The organism is Chryseobacterium aquifrigidense, from assembly GCF_006716485.1.
In the GTDB taxonomy this organism is placed as follows: Bacteria; Bacteroidota; Bacteroidia; order Flavobacteriales; family Weeksellaceae; genus Chryseobacterium; species Chryseobacterium vietnamense.
This window is the reverse complement of record NZ_VFPD01000001.1, coordinates 2,266,842-2,284,582: the sequence shown is the minus strand read 5'-3', so window position 1 is coordinate 2,284,582 and position 17,741 is coordinate 2,266,842. Positions and strand designations below refer to the sequence as shown.

Annotated in this window: 14 protein-coding genes; 12 read left to right on the top strand and 2 right to left on the bottom strand. The window is 35.8% G+C overall.

Annotation, left to right across the window (positions count from 1 at the left end; genetic code table 11):
• Positions 1 to 2 precede the first annotated feature (2 nt).
• The 10 genes from FB551_RS10235 to FB551_RS10190 all read left to right on the top strand — a co-directional run bounded on the left by FB551_RS10235 (position 3) and on the right by FB551_RS10190 (position 14,082).
• Entirely contained in the window at positions 3 to 4,523 is a 4,521-nt protein-coding gene (locus FB551_RS10235; protein ID WP_142017221.1) for a TonB-dependent receptor plug domain-containing protein, read from the top strand.
• A gap of 171 nt (positions 4,524 to 4,694) precedes the next feature.
• Positions 4,695 to 5,198 carry a GbsR/MarR family transcriptional regulator gene (locus FB551_RS10230; protein ID WP_047433713.1) on the top strand — a complete coding sequence of 168 codons (504 nt, stop codon included), beginning with the start codon at positions 4,695 to 4,697 and terminating at the stop codon, positions 5,196 to 5,198.
• 10 nt (positions 5,199 to 5,208) lie between these two features.
• Positions 5,209 to 5,904: a hypothetical protein gene (locus FB551_RS10225; protein ID WP_142017219.1), complete on the top strand. Its 696-nt coding sequence runs from the start codon at positions 5,209 to 5,211 to the stop codon at positions 5,902 to 5,904.
• 77 nt (positions 5,905 to 5,981) lie between these two features.
• On the top strand, positions 5,982 to 6,926 hold the full coding sequence (locus tag FB551_RS10220) for an EscU/YscU/HrcU family type III secretion system export apparatus switch protein (RefSeq protein WP_142017217.1): 945 nt from the start codon (positions 5,982 to 5,984) through the stop codon (positions 6,924 to 6,926).
• Positions 6,919 to 7,581 carry a class I SAM-dependent methyltransferase gene (locus tag FB551_RS10215; protein ID WP_142017215.1) on the top strand — a complete coding sequence of 221 codons (663 nt, stop codon included), beginning with the start codon at positions 6,919 to 6,921 and terminating at the stop codon, positions 7,579 to 7,581. Before FB551_RS10220 ends, FB551_RS10215 begins: the two co-directional genes overlap by 8 nt.
• Before the next feature lie 154 nt (positions 7,582 to 7,735).
• Positions 7,736 to 8,212: an SRPBCC family protein gene (locus FB551_RS10210; RefSeq protein WP_047433709.1), complete on the top strand. Its 477-nt coding sequence runs from the start codon at positions 7,736 to 7,738 to the stop codon at positions 8,210 to 8,212.
• A 15-nt stretch (positions 8,213 to 8,227) separates the two neighbouring features.
• Positions 8,228 to 8,935: a YqjF family protein gene (locus FB551_RS10205; RefSeq protein WP_310018314.1), complete on the top strand. Its 708-nt coding sequence runs from the start codon at positions 8,228 to 8,230 to the stop codon at positions 8,933 to 8,935.
• A gap of 91 nt (positions 8,936 to 9,026) precedes the next feature.
• Complete coding sequence (locus FB551_RS10200) at positions 9,027 to 9,926, top strand: TIGR01777 family oxidoreductase (RefSeq protein WP_052187103.1); 900 nt, start codon at positions 9,027 to 9,029, stop codon at positions 9,924 to 9,926.
• A gap of 50 nt (positions 9,927 to 9,976) precedes the next feature.
• Positions 9,977 to 11,419 carry an alpha-L-fucosidase gene (locus FB551_RS10195; protein WP_142017213.1) on the top strand — a complete coding sequence of 481 codons (1,443 nt, stop codon included), beginning with the start codon at positions 9,977 to 9,979 and terminating at the stop codon, positions 11,417 to 11,419.
• Positions 11,419 to 14,082 (top strand): beta-glucosidase, encoded by a 2,664-nt coding sequence (locus FB551_RS10190; RefSeq protein ID WP_142017211.1) that lies wholly within the window; start codon positions 11,419 to 11,421, stop codon positions 14,080 to 14,082. The genes FB551_RS10195 and FB551_RS10190 overlap by 1 nt, the downstream gene beginning before the upstream one ends.
• A gap of 53 nt (positions 14,083 to 14,135) precedes the next feature.
• Here FB551_RS10190 and FB551_RS10185 read toward each other — a convergent pair whose 3' ends face one another.
• Both FB551_RS10185 and FB551_RS10180 read right to left on the bottom strand, forming a co-directional pair.
• Positions 14,136 to 15,023, bottom strand: coding sequence for a hypothetical protein (locus FB551_RS10185; protein ID WP_047433706.1), 888 nt, complete (start codon positions 15,021 to 15,023; stop codon positions 14,136 to 14,138).
• A 123-nt stretch (positions 15,024 to 15,146) separates the two neighbouring features.
• Positions 15,147 to 15,533 (bottom strand): hypothetical protein, encoded by a 387-nt coding sequence (locus tag FB551_RS10180; protein ID WP_142017209.1) that lies wholly within the window; start codon positions 15,531 to 15,533, stop codon positions 15,147 to 15,149.
• Between the two features lie 189 nt (positions 15,534 to 15,722).
• On the opposite strand from FB551_RS10180, the gene FB551_RS10175 reads away from it, so the two are divergent.
• On the top strand, positions 15,723 to 15,986 hold the full coding sequence (locus FB551_RS10175; RefSeq protein WP_226798667.1) for a hypothetical protein: 264 nt from the start codon (positions 15,723 to 15,725) through the stop codon (positions 15,984 to 15,986).
• Positions 15,987 to 16,213: 227 nt separating this feature from the next.
• Positions 16,214 to 17,602 (top strand): dihydrolipoyl dehydrogenase, encoded by a 1,389-nt coding sequence (gene lpdA, locus FB551_RS10170; protein ID WP_047378183.1) that lies wholly within the window; start codon positions 16,214 to 16,216, stop codon positions 17,600 to 17,602.
• Positions 17,603 to 17,741 lie beyond the last annotated feature (139 nt).

Below are 17,741 nucleotides of genomic sequence, written 5' to 3'. Positions count from 1 at the left end.
CCATGAATCTCAAATTTATATCTGTCTGTATCACCCTGCTGTGCTTATTATTTTCAACCTTTTCTGTGAAAGATCAGCAGCCGTTTCAGGATTTTGAAAAAGAAAAGACCTACGTTCAGACCAATCATGTTTTTTATAAACCTGGTGAGCAAATGTATTTTAAAATATATGTCGTAAAAGGAAATAATAATTTGCCGGTCGAAGAAAGCAGAGTCGTCAATTTTGAAATAACAGATCCGGCAGGAAGTGTTGTAAAAAAATTAAAATATGAAATTACCAATGGATATGCCCGGGGAGATTTCTATTTTGCGGAAGACATGAAAGGGGGTATCTATAAAATCAGAGCTTTTACCAACTGGATGCAGAATGAAGAAGGAAAAAATGCCTTCGAAAAAGAAATTACCCTCCAGAAAATTGTTTCTCCAAGGATTTTAATGAAACTGGATTTTCCCAAAAAAGGATATGGACCGGGAGATCAGGTGACTGCAGATTTTTCCATGAGAAGCCTGAGCAACCTTCCCATCCCTTTTTATGAAGCTGATTATATGGTAACGTACAATGGAGAAACCGTATCAGAAGGAAAACTCATTACTGATAAAGAAGGGAAAAAAGTATTGACCTTCAGGCTTCCTGAAGTGTTAAAATCCTCTGATGCTCTTTTGAATATCAAAGTGAATTTTGACGGATTTACAGAATCTATTTCCAGAAATATCCCCATTGTTCTCAATAATCTCGATGTGAAATTCTTACCTGAAGGCGGAACTTTTATCAATGGAATAGAACAGAATATAGCCTTTAAAATTCTGGATGAGTTTGAAAAGCCTGTAGATGCTGATCTGGTAGTTTACAATCAGAATCATGAAAAAATAAAAGAAATTTCAGCCTATAATTTCGGAATGGGAAGCTTCCTGTTTACCCCTAAAAGAGGAGAAACTTATTATGCAAAAGTTTTAAAACCGGAAAATATTACCCAGACTTTTAATCTCCCCGCAGCAAACAATGAAGGACTGGTTTTAAATATTCAAAATGCAAACAAAAATCTGACTTTTACTATCATCTCAACTCAGGAAAAAACAATTACCCTACAGGGAGGTTTCCGTGGAAAAGAAGTTTATAGCAAAGTGATTTCGTTAAAAAAGGGAAAAAATTCACTGGAAATTGCAGAAAAGGATTTCCCGACAGGAATATGCAGATTTACCGTTCTGGAAAAAAATATTCCTCTTGCGGAACGTATAGTTTTTACTAATAAAGTAAACCAGTTGAATGTAAAGGTTACCCCTGTAAAGCAACATTACCTGCCAAGGGAAAAAGTAATTCTGAATATTGAAACTACTGACGAAAACAATACACCGGTTCCGGCCAACCTTGGAGTGAGTGTGGTAGATGATAAGCTATGGACTTACGCCGATGATAAGCAGAATCATATTGTTTCCTGGCTTTTGATGGACACTGAGCTTAAAGGTAAAATAGAAAAGCCACAGTTTTATTTCGATAAAAAAGAACCCAAAGCTGATAAAAGTTTAGATCTTGTTATGCTTACAAACGGCTACCGATATTTTGAATTTATTCCTGAAGTTCTGAAAACGAATAAATACAAATACCTTCCTGAAAAGAAAAATACTATTTATGGTGTGGTGGAAGATGAAAACAAAAAAACTGTGAAGGCAGATGTTTTTCTTTTGGATACTCATAATAATAAGATCCTCAAACAGACTGTTGCCGAAAACGGAAAGTTTTATTTTTCAGATTTAAATGCAGAAAGTTCATATAAAATCATTGCCAGATCCTTCCTGCCTAAACATCAGCTGAAGATAAAGATTTTATCTTATAATCTGGATATTAACCCCTTAGTAAAACAGAAACTTACCCATATAGATGTTGAAGAAATCGTAAAAGAGGCAGAAAGGAAAGAAGAAGTAAAAAAAGAAAACAGAAACAATACCAATCAGTCAAACAATCTTGGAAAATCAAAAACGGATACAGTAAGAAGGAATACAAGTATTGAAGAAGTAGTAGCCTTAGGTTATGGTATAAATAAAGATAAAGCAGCCGTTGCTTCTACCACAGTAGCATCTTCTATGGAACTTCAAAACTCCAGTGTAACTTCCGTATTGAATGGAAAAGTTGCAGGATTAGTTGTAACAGGTGCCGGACAGCCGGGAGCAGGGGAACAGATCAATATCAGAGGAACGGCCTCCATTACCAATAAAAATCCGTTATTTATTGTGGATGGTGTCCCTGTCGAAAACTTTAATACCACCATCAACCCAAATGATATCAACAGCATTACCGTTTTGAAAGATGCTGCTGCTACCGCTATTTACGGGAGCAGAGCTGTGAATGGAGTCATTATCGTAACTTCACTTAAAAATAGAAAATCCGAAATAGAGTTTGATATAACTCCGAAATCTTATCTTGCCATCGAAGCTTTACCTTATGGAAAACTTCTTTCATATGCCGGATCAAGAGAATTTGTATATCCTGAGTATAAGACAACCAATACCTCTTATCGTTTTGACTACAGGGAAGCGCTTTACTGGAATCCGGTTGTGGAAACGGATAAAAATGGAAAAGCAAAAGTAGAATTCTATAATTCGGATGCCAATTCCACTTTCAGAATTATGACAGAAGGGATTGCTGCAACAGGACTTTTGGGAAGAGATGAAACAACCTATGCTGCGCAGAGTTTGATTTCGGTAGATACTAAAATACCTCAGTATCTGACAAGAACGGATCAGATGATAATTCCTGTGGTCATTAAAAATAATTCTCCCGAAACCCGTAAAATGACCATGGATGTTATTGTTCCAAACCATGTGAAACTCATCAGTTCTGATAGTCTTATCACTTTGAAGCCTCTGGAATCAGGAAGATTATTTGTCAGAATCCAGACAGATGAGGTGGTGAATTCCAATATCCAGTTTACCATAAAATCGGGAGAATTCAGGGAAACAATGATCCTTCCTTTTAAAGTGGAGGAAAAAGGATTTCTCCATCAATTTTCCATGATCAATAATAAAACCGAAGATCTCAAAATCAATATTCCGGAGTATATCAATGGAAGCCTGTATTCCTCATATTATGTATTTGAAAGTACAGCGCTGAAGATGTTTGAAGATATAGAGCAGCTGAAAAAAGAACCTTACGGATGTTTTGAACAGCTTTCTTCTACCGTGTATCCTAACATTTTTATTCTTGATTATTTAAAGTCAAATAAAAAAATAGACCCAGCAACTGAGAGTCAGGTGGTAAAAAGCCTGAAGAAAGGCTTCCAGAAGCTGCTGAGTTATAAAAATAGAGACGGAGGTTTCGGATATTTCAGTTCTGAGGAATCAGATGTTGCTCTTTCAGCGTTTGCATTATTGGAATTTACAGGATTAAAGAAGTATGTAAATCCGGATACTAAGCTTATTCAGGAACTTTCTTCATTTATTCTGTCGAAAAAGAATGCCAATGGATTATTCGAAGTAAGAAAACCTTATGAGTCTAAAAAAGATTTTTCGGAGTATTCCTGGTCGAGAAATATGTATGTAGTATATGCTTTATCTCAACTGGGTTTTAAAAATGAAATTGAAGATTCCTTTCAGGTAATGTTGAAAAGAGCTTTGGCTACAAAAGATTCTTATCAATTGGCTTTACTAGCTAATGCAGCAGCAAATCTTGGAAAACAAAAAGAATATGACGATCTGATAAACATTCTGGACAAACAATATGAAACAAAGAAGGTAAAATCTGAAGTTACTTTTACAGGTTCATGGGGAATGTCTGCGGCTGCGGAAACACTATCATTATATATAATGGCACTTCAGAAAGATGAGAAACTCAATCAGTTGAAAATTGCTGAAGCGGCTGATCAGCTTATTAATTTCAATGGATATTACGGGTTTGGTTCTACACAGGCTACCACATTGGCAATACAGGCACTGTCTGAGTTTTTCTCTAAAAATGACAAGTTATATGGATCTGAAAAGCCATTGATTGCAATTAACAACGCACAAATCTCACCTATGATAAGTGCGGTATCAGCATATAAAACCGGAGAAAATACGATAAATATTCATTATCCAGATAAGAGTGGATTGCCTTATAAGCTGGAATATCAATATTATACATTGCAGGCTCCGGAAAGCAAAGATATTCCTCTTACCATGGAGACCAAATTAAAATCCGGAATGTCAAAAATAGGAGAGACGAACAGAATGACCATTACCGTCAAAAACAAAATAAACGGTGAGCTGCCAATGACCATAGCAAAGGTTGGCATCCCTGCAGGACTTACTCTGCAAAATGCTTTACTGAAAGATATGGTTGATAAAAAACAGGTTTCTTACTATGAAATTTTTGACAACTATCTGGTGTTATACTGGGAACATTTCAATGCTGAAGAAACAAAGACCATTAATCTTGATCTTAAAGTAGAATTTGCCGGAACGTATACAGGAAAATCAAGCAATGTTTACCTCTATTATATGCCAGAAGCTAAGTATTGGAATCAAGGGATTAGAACCAGTATTGAGCCTTAGTTTTTATAAACTGAAACAGACATCCATTTATCCATGTCAAGATTTTAAACCTTGACATGGATAATAAGAAATCTTTCTAAAAGGAATAATCTTTTAAAATTAATTTTCAAAAATTATTGAAAATTCAAAAAATATAATTACATTTGTTACAGAAATTAAAAACGGAACAAGATGCAACTTTCAGAAGCTAAAGAAAAATACATTCAAACCTGGGGAACCTTTGCTACCAACTGGGGAATCAACCGTACGATGGCACAGGTGCATGCATTGCTTCTGGCAAGCGGAAGACCTCTTTCTACCGATGAAGTTATGCAGCAGCTGGAGATTTCAAGAGGAAATGCCAATATGAATCTTCGGGCTCTGATAGACTGGGGAATCGTGAAAAAAGAGTTTGTAAAAGGTGATCGTAAAGAGTATTTCGTAGCAGAAAAAGATGTCTGGTATCTGTTCAAACAAATTACCAAAGAAAGAAGAAAAAGAGAGATAGAACCTGTCATTTCCTTTCTTGAAGAGTTAAAAAATATTGAGGATAAAGATTCAGAAGAAGCGCAGGAATTTATCAAGCTGATGAATGATTTCAGCTCTGTAACCGGAAAGATCAACAATATTATGGATCTGGCGATAAAAAGTGATGACCACTGGCTGGTAGGGAAGATTACCAATCTGCTGAAATAAATTTTCAAAAATGAAAAATCTTTTATTACTATGTCTTTTAACTCTTATGATGAGCTGTCAGAAAAATGTAACGGCAAATTTCGATATTCATATAGAAAACTCTGATAAGTATGATAATAGGCGTCACGATTTGCATAAAATGGAAATCTATAAGGATGAAAAAATTTTCAAAATTCTAGAACCTGAAGAGTCTGCTCCTTTCTTAAATTCCAATATAAAACTTGACAGTTTAAAAGAGGGAAAATATTCATTTGTTTATGAAAATATTTTTGGAGAAACAATAAAAAAAGAAATAGAAGTTGTTGAATCTATAACGTATAGAGTTAGTATTACTCCTGATTATTTATTAAAGAAAAATAAAATATCTATTTTTGAAAACCTGGAAGAGGATGAAGCAAAATTGGTATTTCGATCTACAGGATGTTTTCATCAGGATAAAGATTCAGTAATGATTATTAACAAAGACAATAATTACTTTCTTCGCCAAAAAAACGGGAGTTTGAAATCTATAGATAAAGCAGCATGGGCATATTTTGTAAAAACCGAAAACAAAATAAGGGAAATTCCTGAAGATGGAGGTTGTACTACCAGAGATGAATATATTTTCTATCATAAAGGAAAATCAGATACCATTTATGATGGGACCTGTGAATTTTCTATCTGGTATACACTGAAAGACTATTTAAAAAAGAATAAGCTACAATAAAATAAATCAGGATGAAAATCCTTTTTTATTTCAAATTAATTTTCAAAAATTACTGAAAATATAAAACTTATAATATCATGAAGAATTTTTTTAAACGTTATCTCTATTTAAGTCTCTTTCTGACTGTTGTTTTAGTTGTTGCAGTCTGGTTTTTTCTGGTGGCCAAAGGTGAATATGGAGTAACAATGTTCTTTACCATTCCGGTTTCTATTGGATTTGTCATCGGATATGTCAAGTATTTTAAAAAAGTCGGATTAATGAATGTTCTGAAGACCATTTTAAAAATAGTCCTGGGATTAGTCATTTTCTCTCTGATTTTAATAGGAGCTGGCGTGGAAGGAGCTATTTGTATTATTATGGCCATTCCATTTATTGGCTTTGCAATGTTCGTAGGCTTCAATATTGGTTTTATCATTGGAGTATTTGACGAAAAGCGGCATACCGGAAGTGTGATAGTATTTATTCTTTTTATCAATCCGGCATCTTACATATTTGATACCTATACAAAACCAATTGAAGAAATTATCACCACAGAAATGATTGTGAATTCTTCCAATGAAAAAGTGTGGAAGCTTTTAAATACACAAATCAATTTCAATACCCCTGATTTTCTTCTGTTTGAAAAAGGAATCAGCTATCCAAAAAATATAAAGCTTGTTAATGAAAACGGAAAATTGAACTATAGCTGCCAAACCAATAATGATGAATTACAACTTAATATTGATGAGTTCATAGAAAATAAAAAAGTGAAATTCTCTTTGGAAAATCAGACTGTTCCAATGAAAGAGATAACACCTTATGAAGATATTGATGCTAAGCATTTGCATGATTATTTTATTGTGAAATATGGTGAGATTACTTTAGACAAACTATCAGAAAATAAAACAAAGATAATTGCAAAAACTAAATACAGTTACAAAATTGCACCTACCTGGTACTGGAAAAAATGGTCCGGCTATATCATAGATAAAATGCAAAGCAATGTATTACAATCTATAAAAACACAATCAGAAAATGAATGATCTGCAACAATATTTTGACCATCTGCAACCCAGATATTATATTAATGAAATTGCATCTTTAGGCTTTACAAGACTGTTCAGAAAGATGGCTGTTCAAAAGGTGAAAAACTATGGAAATAAAAGAGTTTTGGATTTGATGAGCGGGCAGGGAGAAAATTTAGAATTTATAAAGGCACACAATGAGAATACAGAAATTGTAGCACTGGATTTTTCTTCAGCAATGCATAGGAAGCTGGCTGCAACATTCAAAAATAAACTGTCAATACAACAGATCCAGACCGATTTTTTCGAAAGCCAGATTCCCGATCATTCTATGGACATTATCCTTTGCTCTTATGGGACAAAGACGATAGAAGAAGATCAGAAACCGATTTTTGCAGATAGACTTTCAAATATCATTGATGAGAAAGGTGAAATTATCATTGTAGAATTTGTAAAACCCAAAACAAAGTGGAGGTTTAGTTGTGTAAAGTGGTATATAGAAGTTCTTGTTACAAAAATTTTTGGAAACGAATTTGGAAAACTGTTCCATTATATCAATAAAAATAAAAGCCTTGAAGATCTTAAAGTCCAGTTTCTCAAAAATGAACTTTCCATCATATCTCACAAAAGATATCTGGATCTGATTGAAATTCTTCATGTAAAACGAAACTGATTTTTCATTCAAAACCATATTCCAGAATTACAAAAAAAATTAAATGAATAATAATTATGAAAAATGTACTCATTCACTTATTCCTGATTATTTATTTCAGACGAAAAGGATCATTGTAAACTATAGAATTAATAAGCTTAAAAACCATTAAAAAATGTCAACCATCTATTTAAATACAGTCATCAAAGCAGATATTCACTATGTTTTTGACCTGGCAAGAAATATTGACCTGCATCAGCAGTCTACCTCAAAATCCCATGAAAGAGCAATTGCAGGACGCACCTCCGGATTGATTGAACAAAATGAAACTGTAACCTGGCGCGCAAAACATCTCGGAGTCTATCAAAATCTCACCACAAAAATTATCAGCATGGAAAAACCGTTTCAGTTTATTGATGTCATGCAGAAAGGAGCTTTTAAATCCATGCGCCACAGGCATATTTTTAAATCCGTAAACGGAAATACCTTAATGACAGATATTTTTGAATTCGAATCGCCGTTCGGCATCATAGGAAAATTATTTAACGCAGTTTTTCTTAGAGGCTATCTCAAGAGTTTTCTGCTCAAAAGAAATGAAATGATCAAGACTATTGCAGAATCTTCCATCCAGGAAGGGATAGCCATTTTTTAATCCAAAAAAAAGAGTATGATGAATTTTTTAAAAGCAGAATGGCGAAAACTGGCCATCATTAACTACCAAATTGATCCTGATATTTTACTACCTTATTTACCCAAAGGAACAGAACTCGATTTTTATAAAGGCAAATGCTACGTAAGTCTGGTGGGATTCATGTTTTTAAACACCAGACTCTTGGGAGTACCGATTCCTTTTCACCGCAATTTTGAAGAAGTGAATCTAAGGTTTTATGTAAAGAAAAAAGAAAAGGGAATCTGGAAACGGGGAGTGGTGTTTATCAAGGAAATTGTTCCCAAGCCTGCATTAAGCATGGTCGCCAATTCTATTTACAAAGAAAATTATCATACAATGCCCATGAAAAATCAGATTGAAAAAAGAGAGGATGAACTGCTGATCCGCTATTCGTGGAAAGATAAAAACTGGCATTCCATTCAGATTATGGCTGAAAGTAAAGCAAAGCCAATGGAAGAAAACTCAGAATTTGAATTCATCACAGAGCATTATTTTGGCTTTACAAAAAAAGAAAATATAACCTCAGAATATGAAGTCTGCCACCCAAAATGGGATTGTTATACTGTTAAAGAATACCATTTAGAAATAGATTTTCAAAAAATCTATGGAATTGATTTTAAACATCTGAATGATCAGAAACCTCTTTCAGTAATGCTTGCCGAAGGCTCAGAAGTTCATGTCAAAACCAAAAAATATATCAGCTAAAAATAAACAATCCTCAATAATCTGTGAAAATCAGCGAAATCTGTGGTTAAAACCTTAAACCATTGAATCCCAATCCTTAAACTTTAAAACAATGAAAATAATCATAGCCGGAGGAACCGGATTTCTCGGCGAAAACCTGGAAAAATACTTTACACAAAAAGGAAATCAGGTCTGCATTCTGACCCGCAATCCTCAACGTAAAAATGAAATCTATTGGGATGCCCAAACAATAGGTGAATGGAAAAGCAGTCTTGAGAAAGCAGATGTTTTGATCAATCTGACAGGAAAATCTGTAGACTGCCGCTATCATGAGAACAATAAAAAGGAGATCTATTCCTCAAGGATCAACAGTACAAGAGTATTACAAAAGGCAATAGATCAGTGTGCTGAAAAGCCAAAAATATGGTTGAATGCAAGTTCGGCAACCATTTATGTTCATTCTGAAAAACACCTTAATACAGAAGAAGACGGAATTATCGGGGACGATTTTTCCATGAATATCTGCAAAAGCTGGGAGAAAGAATTTTTTAAAGTTGAAAATGATGAAATACGAAAAGTTGCCCTCCGGACTTCTATTGTTCTGGGGAAAAATGGCGGAGCTTTTCCAAAACTGAAAATGATTACAAAACTGGGTTTAGGAGGAAAGCAGGGAAGAGGTACCCAGAGGGTAAGCTGGATTCATATTGAAGATTTCTGTAAAGCGGTGGATTGGATTATTCAGCATCAGACTATTTCAGGAATAGTGAATGTGACTGCTCCCGCTCCTCTTTCCAATCAGAATATGATGAAAAAACTGAGAAATAAAATGAAAATGCCGTTTGGACTCAATGCAGCGGTATGGCAGCTGGAAGTAGCATCCCTATTCATGAAAACAGAAACAGAATTACTCTTAAAAAGCAGAAATGTGTATCCTGAAAAACTTACTAAAGACGGATTTAGGTTTTCATATTCTACATTTGATGAAGCGATTCTTAATCTCTTGGATTCCTAATGTTTGCGGGTTTCCCAAAGGATAATTAAATTAGCGGAAAACTATTCCTTATGCTGGTTATATCCAAAATAAAACCCTTTTTTCTTTCATCCTTTTTAATAAGTTCAATTGCTTTTTCACAGGCTCATAATGTATCCGAAGGCTATCAGAAGCCTACAGACCCCTTGGTCGTGCAGAATCTGGAGCAATGGCAGGATATGAAATTCGGGTTGTTTATGCATTGGGGAACCTACAGCCAATGGGGAATTGTTGAAAGCTGGAGCTTATGCCCTGAAGATGAATCATGGACACAAAGAAAATCTGAACACGGAAAATCTTATTACGAATATGTGAAGAATTATGAGAATCTTCAGACCACTTTCAATCCAACCCGGTTCAATCCGCAAAAATGGGCTGATGCCGTAAAAAAGGCAGGAATGAAATATGTGGTTTTTACCACCAAGCATCACGATGGTTTTGCAATGTTTGATACTCAGCAGTCGGATTATAAGATTACCTCTCCCAAAACCCCTTTTTCAAAAAATCCAAAATCTGATGTGACGAAAGAAATTTTCAATACATTCAGAAAAGAAGGATTTAAAATCGGAGCTTATTTTTCAAAACCTGATTGGCATTCCGATGATTATTGGTGGTCTTACTTTCCACCCAAAGACAGAAATGTCAATTACGATCCGAAGAAATATCCGGAAAGATGGGAGAACTTTAAAAAATTTACCTTCAATCAGCTGAATGAAATTACTTCCAATTATGGGAAAATTGATATTCTGTGGCTGGATGGCGGCTGGGTACGTCCTTTTCACACCATAGATCCAAAAGTAGAGTGGCAGCGCACCATAAAAGTAGAGCAGGATATTGATATGGATAAAATAGGAACAATGGCAAGAAAAAATCAGCCAGGGATTATCATTGTCGACCGTACCGTTTCTGGAAAATGGGAAAACTATGTCACTCCCGAGCAGGCAATTCCGGAGCACGCTCTTTCTATTCCGTGGGAAAGCTGTATTACCATGGGAGATTCCTTTTCTTACGTTCCCAATGATAATTATAAAACCTCTCAGAAGATCATTGAAACACTGGTTAAAATCATTTCAGGAGGAGGAAATTACCTCATGAATATTGCTCCCGGACCTAACGGAGATTATGATGCCATTGTATACGAAAGATTACAGCAGATTTCCGGCTGGATGGAAAAAAATCAGTCCGCTGTTTTTGCCACCAGAAGCATTGCTCCCTACCATGAAGGAAACTATTATTACACCCAAAGCAAAGATGGAAAAACAGTGAATATTTTTCATTTGGATGAAAAAGCAAATTATGAGTCTCCATCAACATTAAGTTTTACCATTCCTGATCATTTTAAACCAAAATCTTTAAAAGTTTTAGGCTTGTCAAACAAAATTCAATGGAAAAAAACAGGGAATTCAATTGAAGTTAATTTACCGAAAGAAAGAGATCAGTTAAAATATTCAACTGTAATTCAAATCGTTCAATAATGAGATCTGTTTGTTTTAAACTTGCTGGAGCAGCATTATTGTTGAATGTTGTGATTATTTTTGCTCAAAAACCTTTATATAAAGATCCCAGGCAGCCCATTGAAGCCAGAGTTCAGGATCTGCTGAAGAGAATGACTACGGAAGAAAAATTCTGGCAGTGCTTTATGATTCCGGGAGATCTGGATAACGTTCCGAAAGGACAATATTCCCACGGAATTTTCGGATTGCAGGTAAGCGCAGGCAATCAGGGAGGCGGAGCAGCAGGGCAATTACTGAAATACAATGCCAGTGAAGATGCAGGAATACTGGTGCAAAAGATCAACGCCATTCAGAAATATTTTGTGGAAGAATCAAGATTAGGAATTCCTATTATTCCTTTTGATGAAGCTTTACACGGACTGGTCCGGGAAGGTGCTACCGCTTTTCCGCAGGCAATAGGGCTGGCAGCTACTTTTAATCCGGAATTAATGACCAAAGTTTCAACAGCTATTGCCAGAGAATCAAAATTGAGAGGAATTCGTCAGATTCTTACACCGGTAGTAAACCTTGCCAGCGATGTAAGATGGGGAAGAACAGAGGAAACCTATGGTGAAGATCCATTTTTGACCTCCGTAATGGGAGTCAGCTTTGTCAGGTCATTTGAAAATATGGGAATTATTACTACGCCTAAACACTTTTTAGCGAATGTAGGAGAGGGAGGAAGAGATTCTTACCCTATTCATTGGAGCAAAAGATATCTGGAAGAAACCCATTTAATTCCTTTTCACATTGCTTTTACAAAAGGAAAAAGCCGTTCTGTAATGACTTCTTATAATTTGCTTGATGGAAGACCTTCAACTGCCAGTCATTGGTTACTGACCGAAAAATTAAAAAAAGACTGGAATTTCAAAGGATTTGTTATCAGTGATGCAAGTGCGGTAGGAGGAGCCAATGTTCTCCATTTTACAGCAAAAGATTATGATGATGCTTCTGCACAGGCTATCAATGCCGGGCTTGATGTGATTTTTCAGACGGAATATAAACACTATCAACTGTTTATTCCACCTTTTTTGGACGGAAGAATCTCAAAAGAAAGAATTGATGATGCCGTCTCAAGAGTATTAAGAGCCAAATTTGAACTTGGATTATTTGAAAATCCCTATGTTTCTGCTAAGGAAATTGAAGAATTAAAAAAACTCAATCACAAGACTTTGGCAGAAAAAGCTGCGGCAGAGTCTTTTGTTTTGCTTCAGAATACTAATCATACACTTCCTGTTCCTTCAAATGTTAAAAAGATTTTGGTGGTAGGAACAGATGCTGTGGATGCAAGATTAGGCGGGTACTCGGGGCCTGGGAACAAAAAAGTAAATATCCTGGATGGTCTTAAAAATTATGTGAAAAATACAGCTACTGAAGTTGTGTATTCAAAAGGAATTGATTGGAATATAAAAGATTTCGTCACCATTTCCAATGAATATTTATCCTCTGAAAACAAAAAAGGGCTAGCAGGAAACTATTTTTCCAATACGGATTTAAAAGGAGATCCGGCTTTCGGAAGGCAGGATGAACAGCTGAATTTCAAATGGACTTTATATTCTCCTGATCCGGAAAAATTGCAGTCGGATCATTATAGTATTCGTTGGACCGGAAAATTGGAAGCCCCGGATTCCGGAAAACACCAGATAGGCTTACGTGGAAATGACGGTTTCAGGTTATATCTGGATGGGAAATTAGTCATTGATCAATGGGAAAAACTGAGTTATTCTACAAAAACAGTTGATATAGATTTTATTGAAGGGAAAAAATATGACATCAAGATCGAATTTCATGAAAATCGTGGCGAAGCCAATCTGGAATTGATCTGGAACTATGGTTTGTATGATTATCAGAAGGATTTTAAGGAAGCTTTGGATCTTGCCCAAAATGCAGATTACATTCTTATTACAGCCGGAATTCATGAAGGTGAATTTCAGGACAGGTCATCACTCAGCTTACCCGGAAATCAGGAAGCGTTCATTCACGAGATTTCAAAACTGAAGAAACCTGTAGCTGTTGTTCTCATAGGTGGCTCTGCCATAAAAACAACATCCTGGAAAGATAAAGTAGGAGCCATCTTAGACGTTTGGTATCCCGGTGAAGAAGGTGGTAATGCGGTGGTAAAAACGCTTTTCGGAACTGAAAATCCATCCGGAAAACTGCCGGTTACATTTCCTGCAGAAGAAGGACAGCTTCCTTTGGCCTACAATCACCATCCAACGGGAAGAGGAAATGATTATCATGACCTGAGTGGAGAACCCTTATATCCTTTCGGTTTCGGATTAAGCTATACTACGTTTGAAATTTCTGATTTACAATTGAATAAAGCCCAATACTCAGAAAATGAAACCATTATAGCTAAAGTCAATGTGAAAAATACAGGTTCGAAAACCGGAAGTGAAGTTGTTCAACTGTATGTAAAAGACGTATTGGCTTCAGTTTCGAGACCGGTTATTGAGCTCAAAGGATTTCAGAAAGTAGAATTAAAGCCGGGAGAATCAAAATCTGTTACTATAGAAGTTCCGGTAAAACAATTACAGTTTTTAAATGAAAAAATGGACTGGATTGTAGAAAAAGGAATATACAGAATTATGGTTGGTAATTCCTCCAAGAACCTCCCTTTAAAACAAAATATTGAGATTTTATAGACATTAAAAAAGAGCAGACTTTTCTGCTCTTTTTACGTATATATTGAAGATATTTAATACTTTCTTGCCAGCAGAACGTTCAGTAAGAATGTTCCTGCCCAGTTACTGTTATTGGTCGTGGCACCATTTGTACCGATAAAGTCTACACGGGCAACAGATACGGTAAGCCTGGTTCTACCACCTGTACCATTATTGGCCAGACTTACAAAAGATGCTGTAAATACATCCGGGAAACTTGAGTTGTTTCCTGCAGTAAGGATAGGATACATATTGGTAACATTGAAAGGAGTACCCTGGTATTCATAAACCAGGGTCATTCTGCTTGCATTGGAGTAGGCCGCAGTTTGGGCTCTGTCCACAGATGCTTTACTTATGATCCACCATCTGTCAGTAGCAGTACCTGAATCATAGCCAGCATTAGTATGATTGTTCCAGTCGGAAAGAGCTGCTGTTCCAAGTGCATGAGGAGGAATGAAAAGCTGTGTACCATAAATTTCCACGTTGCTTGGTTTTGGCAGAACTGTGAAAGACAAGTCCCACGTTCCCCCAGAAGTATTGCTGTTGTTGACAACTTCAGCATATGCTCCTGTAGGGATTACAAAAGAAGCAACAGGAGTATTGTCAATTCTCAAAGTATTTCCACTGGAAGCCTGTAGCGTAATGGCATTCGGGGAAATGTTTTTAATCTTATAAATTCTTCCGGTGTAGCTCGCTGTTCCGGTTCCGATGACAGGAAGGGTAAACGTAGCATCTGCAGTTCCGTTATAGGTAATGTAATGATCTGTAGCCAGGATATTATAGGAGGTGGCTGTAACCTGAGTATAGCCGGCCCTTAAAGAACCGTTGACGGCAAGCGTACTGTTAGGTGTTGTAGTATTAATACCTACTTGTGCAGTTAAGGGAACAGTTGCAAATAAAAGGATCGAAATGTATTTTTTCATATTGTATAATTTAATTAAAACAAAAATATAAAAAAAACAACTTAAAATCATTTGAGAATGAATATTTTAAATCATTTTTAAATAAATCATATGGGAGTGATAGGAGTTATTCTTGGAAATTACTTAAATCAATCTGCAGGGAACCTCCAAATCTTCGGTAAGATAATAGCTGCAGCAAAGACGGTGGTATCCATCCGCAATAATCAGTTCATTTTGCCCTCTGACAAGCAATGTCGGAGAAAGCTTCTTGTTTTTTTCTACTTTTTTAAGATTTTCTTTCACATGAATATTAGTTTCCGGAAGCAGGGTAAGTTTACTGGCTCTTAAAATATCTTTCGACTTTTTGATAATGGTAGGAGCTGCCTCTAATTTTTTTACCATTTTTTGTGCTTCATCAGACTGGAAAAGCAGTTCAAGATAGTCCTGAGCTGCAGGAAAGTCATGATCTTCCGGTTCTTTCAACCAGATATTGTCTTTGGTCAGATGAGTTTTTTTCCCGGAAGTCTTCATAAGTGCTTATCTAAAAGAGTAATAAATATATGAAAAATAGAGCATCATTTAATAAACAATGATACATACATTATAGATTTTTCTTTTCTGTAAAATCTTGGTATGATATATGTAATATTTACCATGAACCGGAATGAATTTCATTAAATAATATTGAATTAATTGAAACCATTCAAAAATATGAACATTATGAAAAAGTTATTAATTTCAACAGTATTGTTATTAGGTTTATCTATGAATGTTTCTGCGCAGAAACATCCACCTGCACCTCCACATCCTTCAAAAAACGAGCTGGTCAATATTAAGATGCAAGAGCTTACCAAAAAATACAATCTTGAGAAAAAACTTATTCTTAATCATCCGCTTGCTACCAAACAGATGAAGAGAGATCAGATGAAAGCCTTAAATCAAAGATATGCAACTGAAAAACGATTGCTTAGAGAGGCAAAATAATACCGTAGTTTTGCAATTACTGGAATTGGAAAAACCGTTTTTTATCCGTTGGATTTTGATAAATTTTCAATGGAAAGTAAAGATTATTGAAAGAGAATACGTTTGTGTTCTCTTTCTTTGTTTAAAATTGAATAAAAATGGCGTTGCTGATGCATTTTGAGATCAGTTTGAAGAAACACAAAACATCCAATATTTTTCCTTAAATTCGCATAAAAATTTTTAAAGTAATGAATTACGATATTATTGTCATTGGAAGTGGTCCTGGTGGATATGTTACTGCGATCAGAGCAGCGCAATTAGGTTTCAAAACCGCAATTATCGAAAAAGAAAACTTAGGAGGAATCTGCCTGAACTGGGGATGTATTCCAACTAAAGCTTTATTGAAATCTGCTCAGGTTTTTCATTATATCAACCATGCTGAAGATTATGGTTTGAATAAAGTGGAGGCAAGCTTTGAATTCCCGAATGTGATTCAGAGAAGCCGTGGTGTTGCCAGCAAAATGAGCAAAGGAATCGAATTCTTGATGAAAAAGAATAAGATTGACGTAATTCTTGGTACTGCAAAAGTACAGAAAGGTAAAAAAGTTTCTGTTACAGATAAAGAAGGAAAAGTAACTGAATACACAGGTACTCATATCATTATCGCTACAGGAGCTCGTTCAAGAGAATTACCAAACTTACCACAGGATGGTAAAAAAGTAATCGGATACAGACAGGCATTATCTCTTCCTGAGCAGCCAAAATCTATGATCGTTGTAGGTTCCGGAGCTATTGGGGTAGAATTTGCTGACTTCTATAACACAATGGGAACTAAAGTAACTGTTGTTGAATTTATGCCAAACATCGTACCTGTAGAAGACGAAGAAATCTCTAAACACTTGGAGAAATCTCTGAAAAAGACAGGAATCGAGATTATGACAAACGCTTCTGTAGAAAGTGTTGATACAAGCGGTGAAGGCGTAAAAGCTACTGTGAAAACAGCTAACGGAAACATTACCCTTGAAGCTGATATCTTATTATCTGCGGTAGGTATTGCTGCTAATATCGAGAACATCGGATTAGAAGAAGTAGGAATTCAGACAGACAAAGGAAGAGTATTGGTAAACGAATGGTACGAAACTTCAGTACCTGGTTACTATGCAATCGGAGATATCATCCCAACTCAGGCTTTAGCTCACGTTGCTTCTGCAGAAGGAATTACTTGTGTGGAAAAAATCAAAGGAATGCACGTAGAAAAAATCGACTATGGCAATATTCCAGGATGTACATACTGCCACCCTGAAGTAGCTTCTGTAGGTCTTACTGAAAAGCAAGCTAAAGAAAAAGGATACGAAATCAAAGTTGGTAAATTCCCTCTTTCTGCAAGTGGTAAAGCTACTGCAAACGGAAATACAGACGGATTTATTAAAGTGATCTTCGATGCTAAATATGGTGAGTGGTTAGGATGCCACATGATTGGTGAAGGAGTCACTGATATGGTTGCTGAAGCTGTTGTAGCCAGAAAACTGGAAACTACAGGTCATGAGATCATCAAGTCTATCCACCCGCACCCAACAGTTTCTGAAGCTATTATGGAAGCAGCAGCTGCTGCTTACGGTGAAGTGATTCACATTTAATCTGAGATATACAGAAATCTATAGTATACAAGCCCGGAGAAATCCGGGCTTTTTTTTGTTGATGTTGCAAAGAAATATGTGTAAATTAAACCTAACAGGTTTCAAAAACCTGTTAGGTTTATTGTTCATTCTCTATTTT

Excerpts from the sequence above, each read along its gene's own strand:
- FB551_RS10235 (WP_142017221.1), top strand. The coding sequence starts at position 3 with ATGAATCTCAAATTTATATCTGTCTGTATCACCCTGCTGTGCTTATTA.
- FB551_RS10230 (WP_047433713.1), top strand. The coding sequence starts at position 4,695 with ATGCAACTTTCAGAAGCTAAAGAAAAATACATTCAAACCTGGGGAACC.
- FB551_RS10225 (WP_142017219.1), top strand. The coding sequence starts at position 5,209 with ATGAAAAATCTTTTATTACTATGTCTTTTAACTCTTATGATGAGCTGT.
- FB551_RS10220 (WP_142017217.1), top strand. The coding sequence starts at position 5,982 with ATGAAGAATTTTTTTAAACGTTATCTCTATTTAAGTCTCTTTCTGACT.
- FB551_RS10215 (WP_142017215.1), top strand. The coding sequence starts at position 6,919 with ATGAATGATCTGCAACAATATTTTGACCATCTGCAACCCAGATATTAT.
- FB551_RS10210 (WP_047433709.1), top strand. The coding sequence starts at position 7,736 with ATGTCAACCATCTATTTAAATACAGTCATCAAAGCAGATATTCACTAT.
- FB551_RS10205 (WP_310018314.1), top strand. The coding sequence starts at position 8,228 with ATGATGAATTTTTTAAAAGCAGAATGGCGAAAACTGGCCATCATTAAC.
- FB551_RS10200 (WP_052187103.1), top strand. The coding sequence starts at position 9,027 with ATGAAAATAATCATAGCCGGAGGAACCGGATTTCTCGGCGAAAACCTG.
- FB551_RS10195 (WP_142017213.1), top strand. The coding sequence starts at position 9,977 with ATGCTGGTTATATCCAAAATAAAACCCTTTTTTCTTTCATCCTTTTTA.
- FB551_RS10190 (WP_142017211.1), top strand. The coding sequence starts at position 11,419 with ATGAGATCTGTTTGTTTTAAACTTGCTGGAGCAGCATTATTGTTGAAT.
- FB551_RS10185 (WP_047433706.1), bottom strand. The coding sequence starts at position 15,023 with ATGAAAAAATACATTTCGATCCTTTTATTTGCAACTGTTCCCTTAACT.
- FB551_RS10180 (WP_142017209.1), bottom strand. The coding sequence starts at position 15,533 with ATGAAGACTTCCGGGAAAAAAACTCATCTGACCAAAGACAATATCTGG.
- FB551_RS10175 (WP_226798667.1), top strand. The coding sequence starts at position 15,723 with ATGAAAAAGTTATTAATTTCAACAGTATTGTTATTAGGTTTATCTATG.
- lpdA (WP_047378183.1), top strand. The coding sequence starts at position 16,214 with ATGAATTACGATATTATTGTCATTGGAAGTGGTCCTGGTGGATATGTT.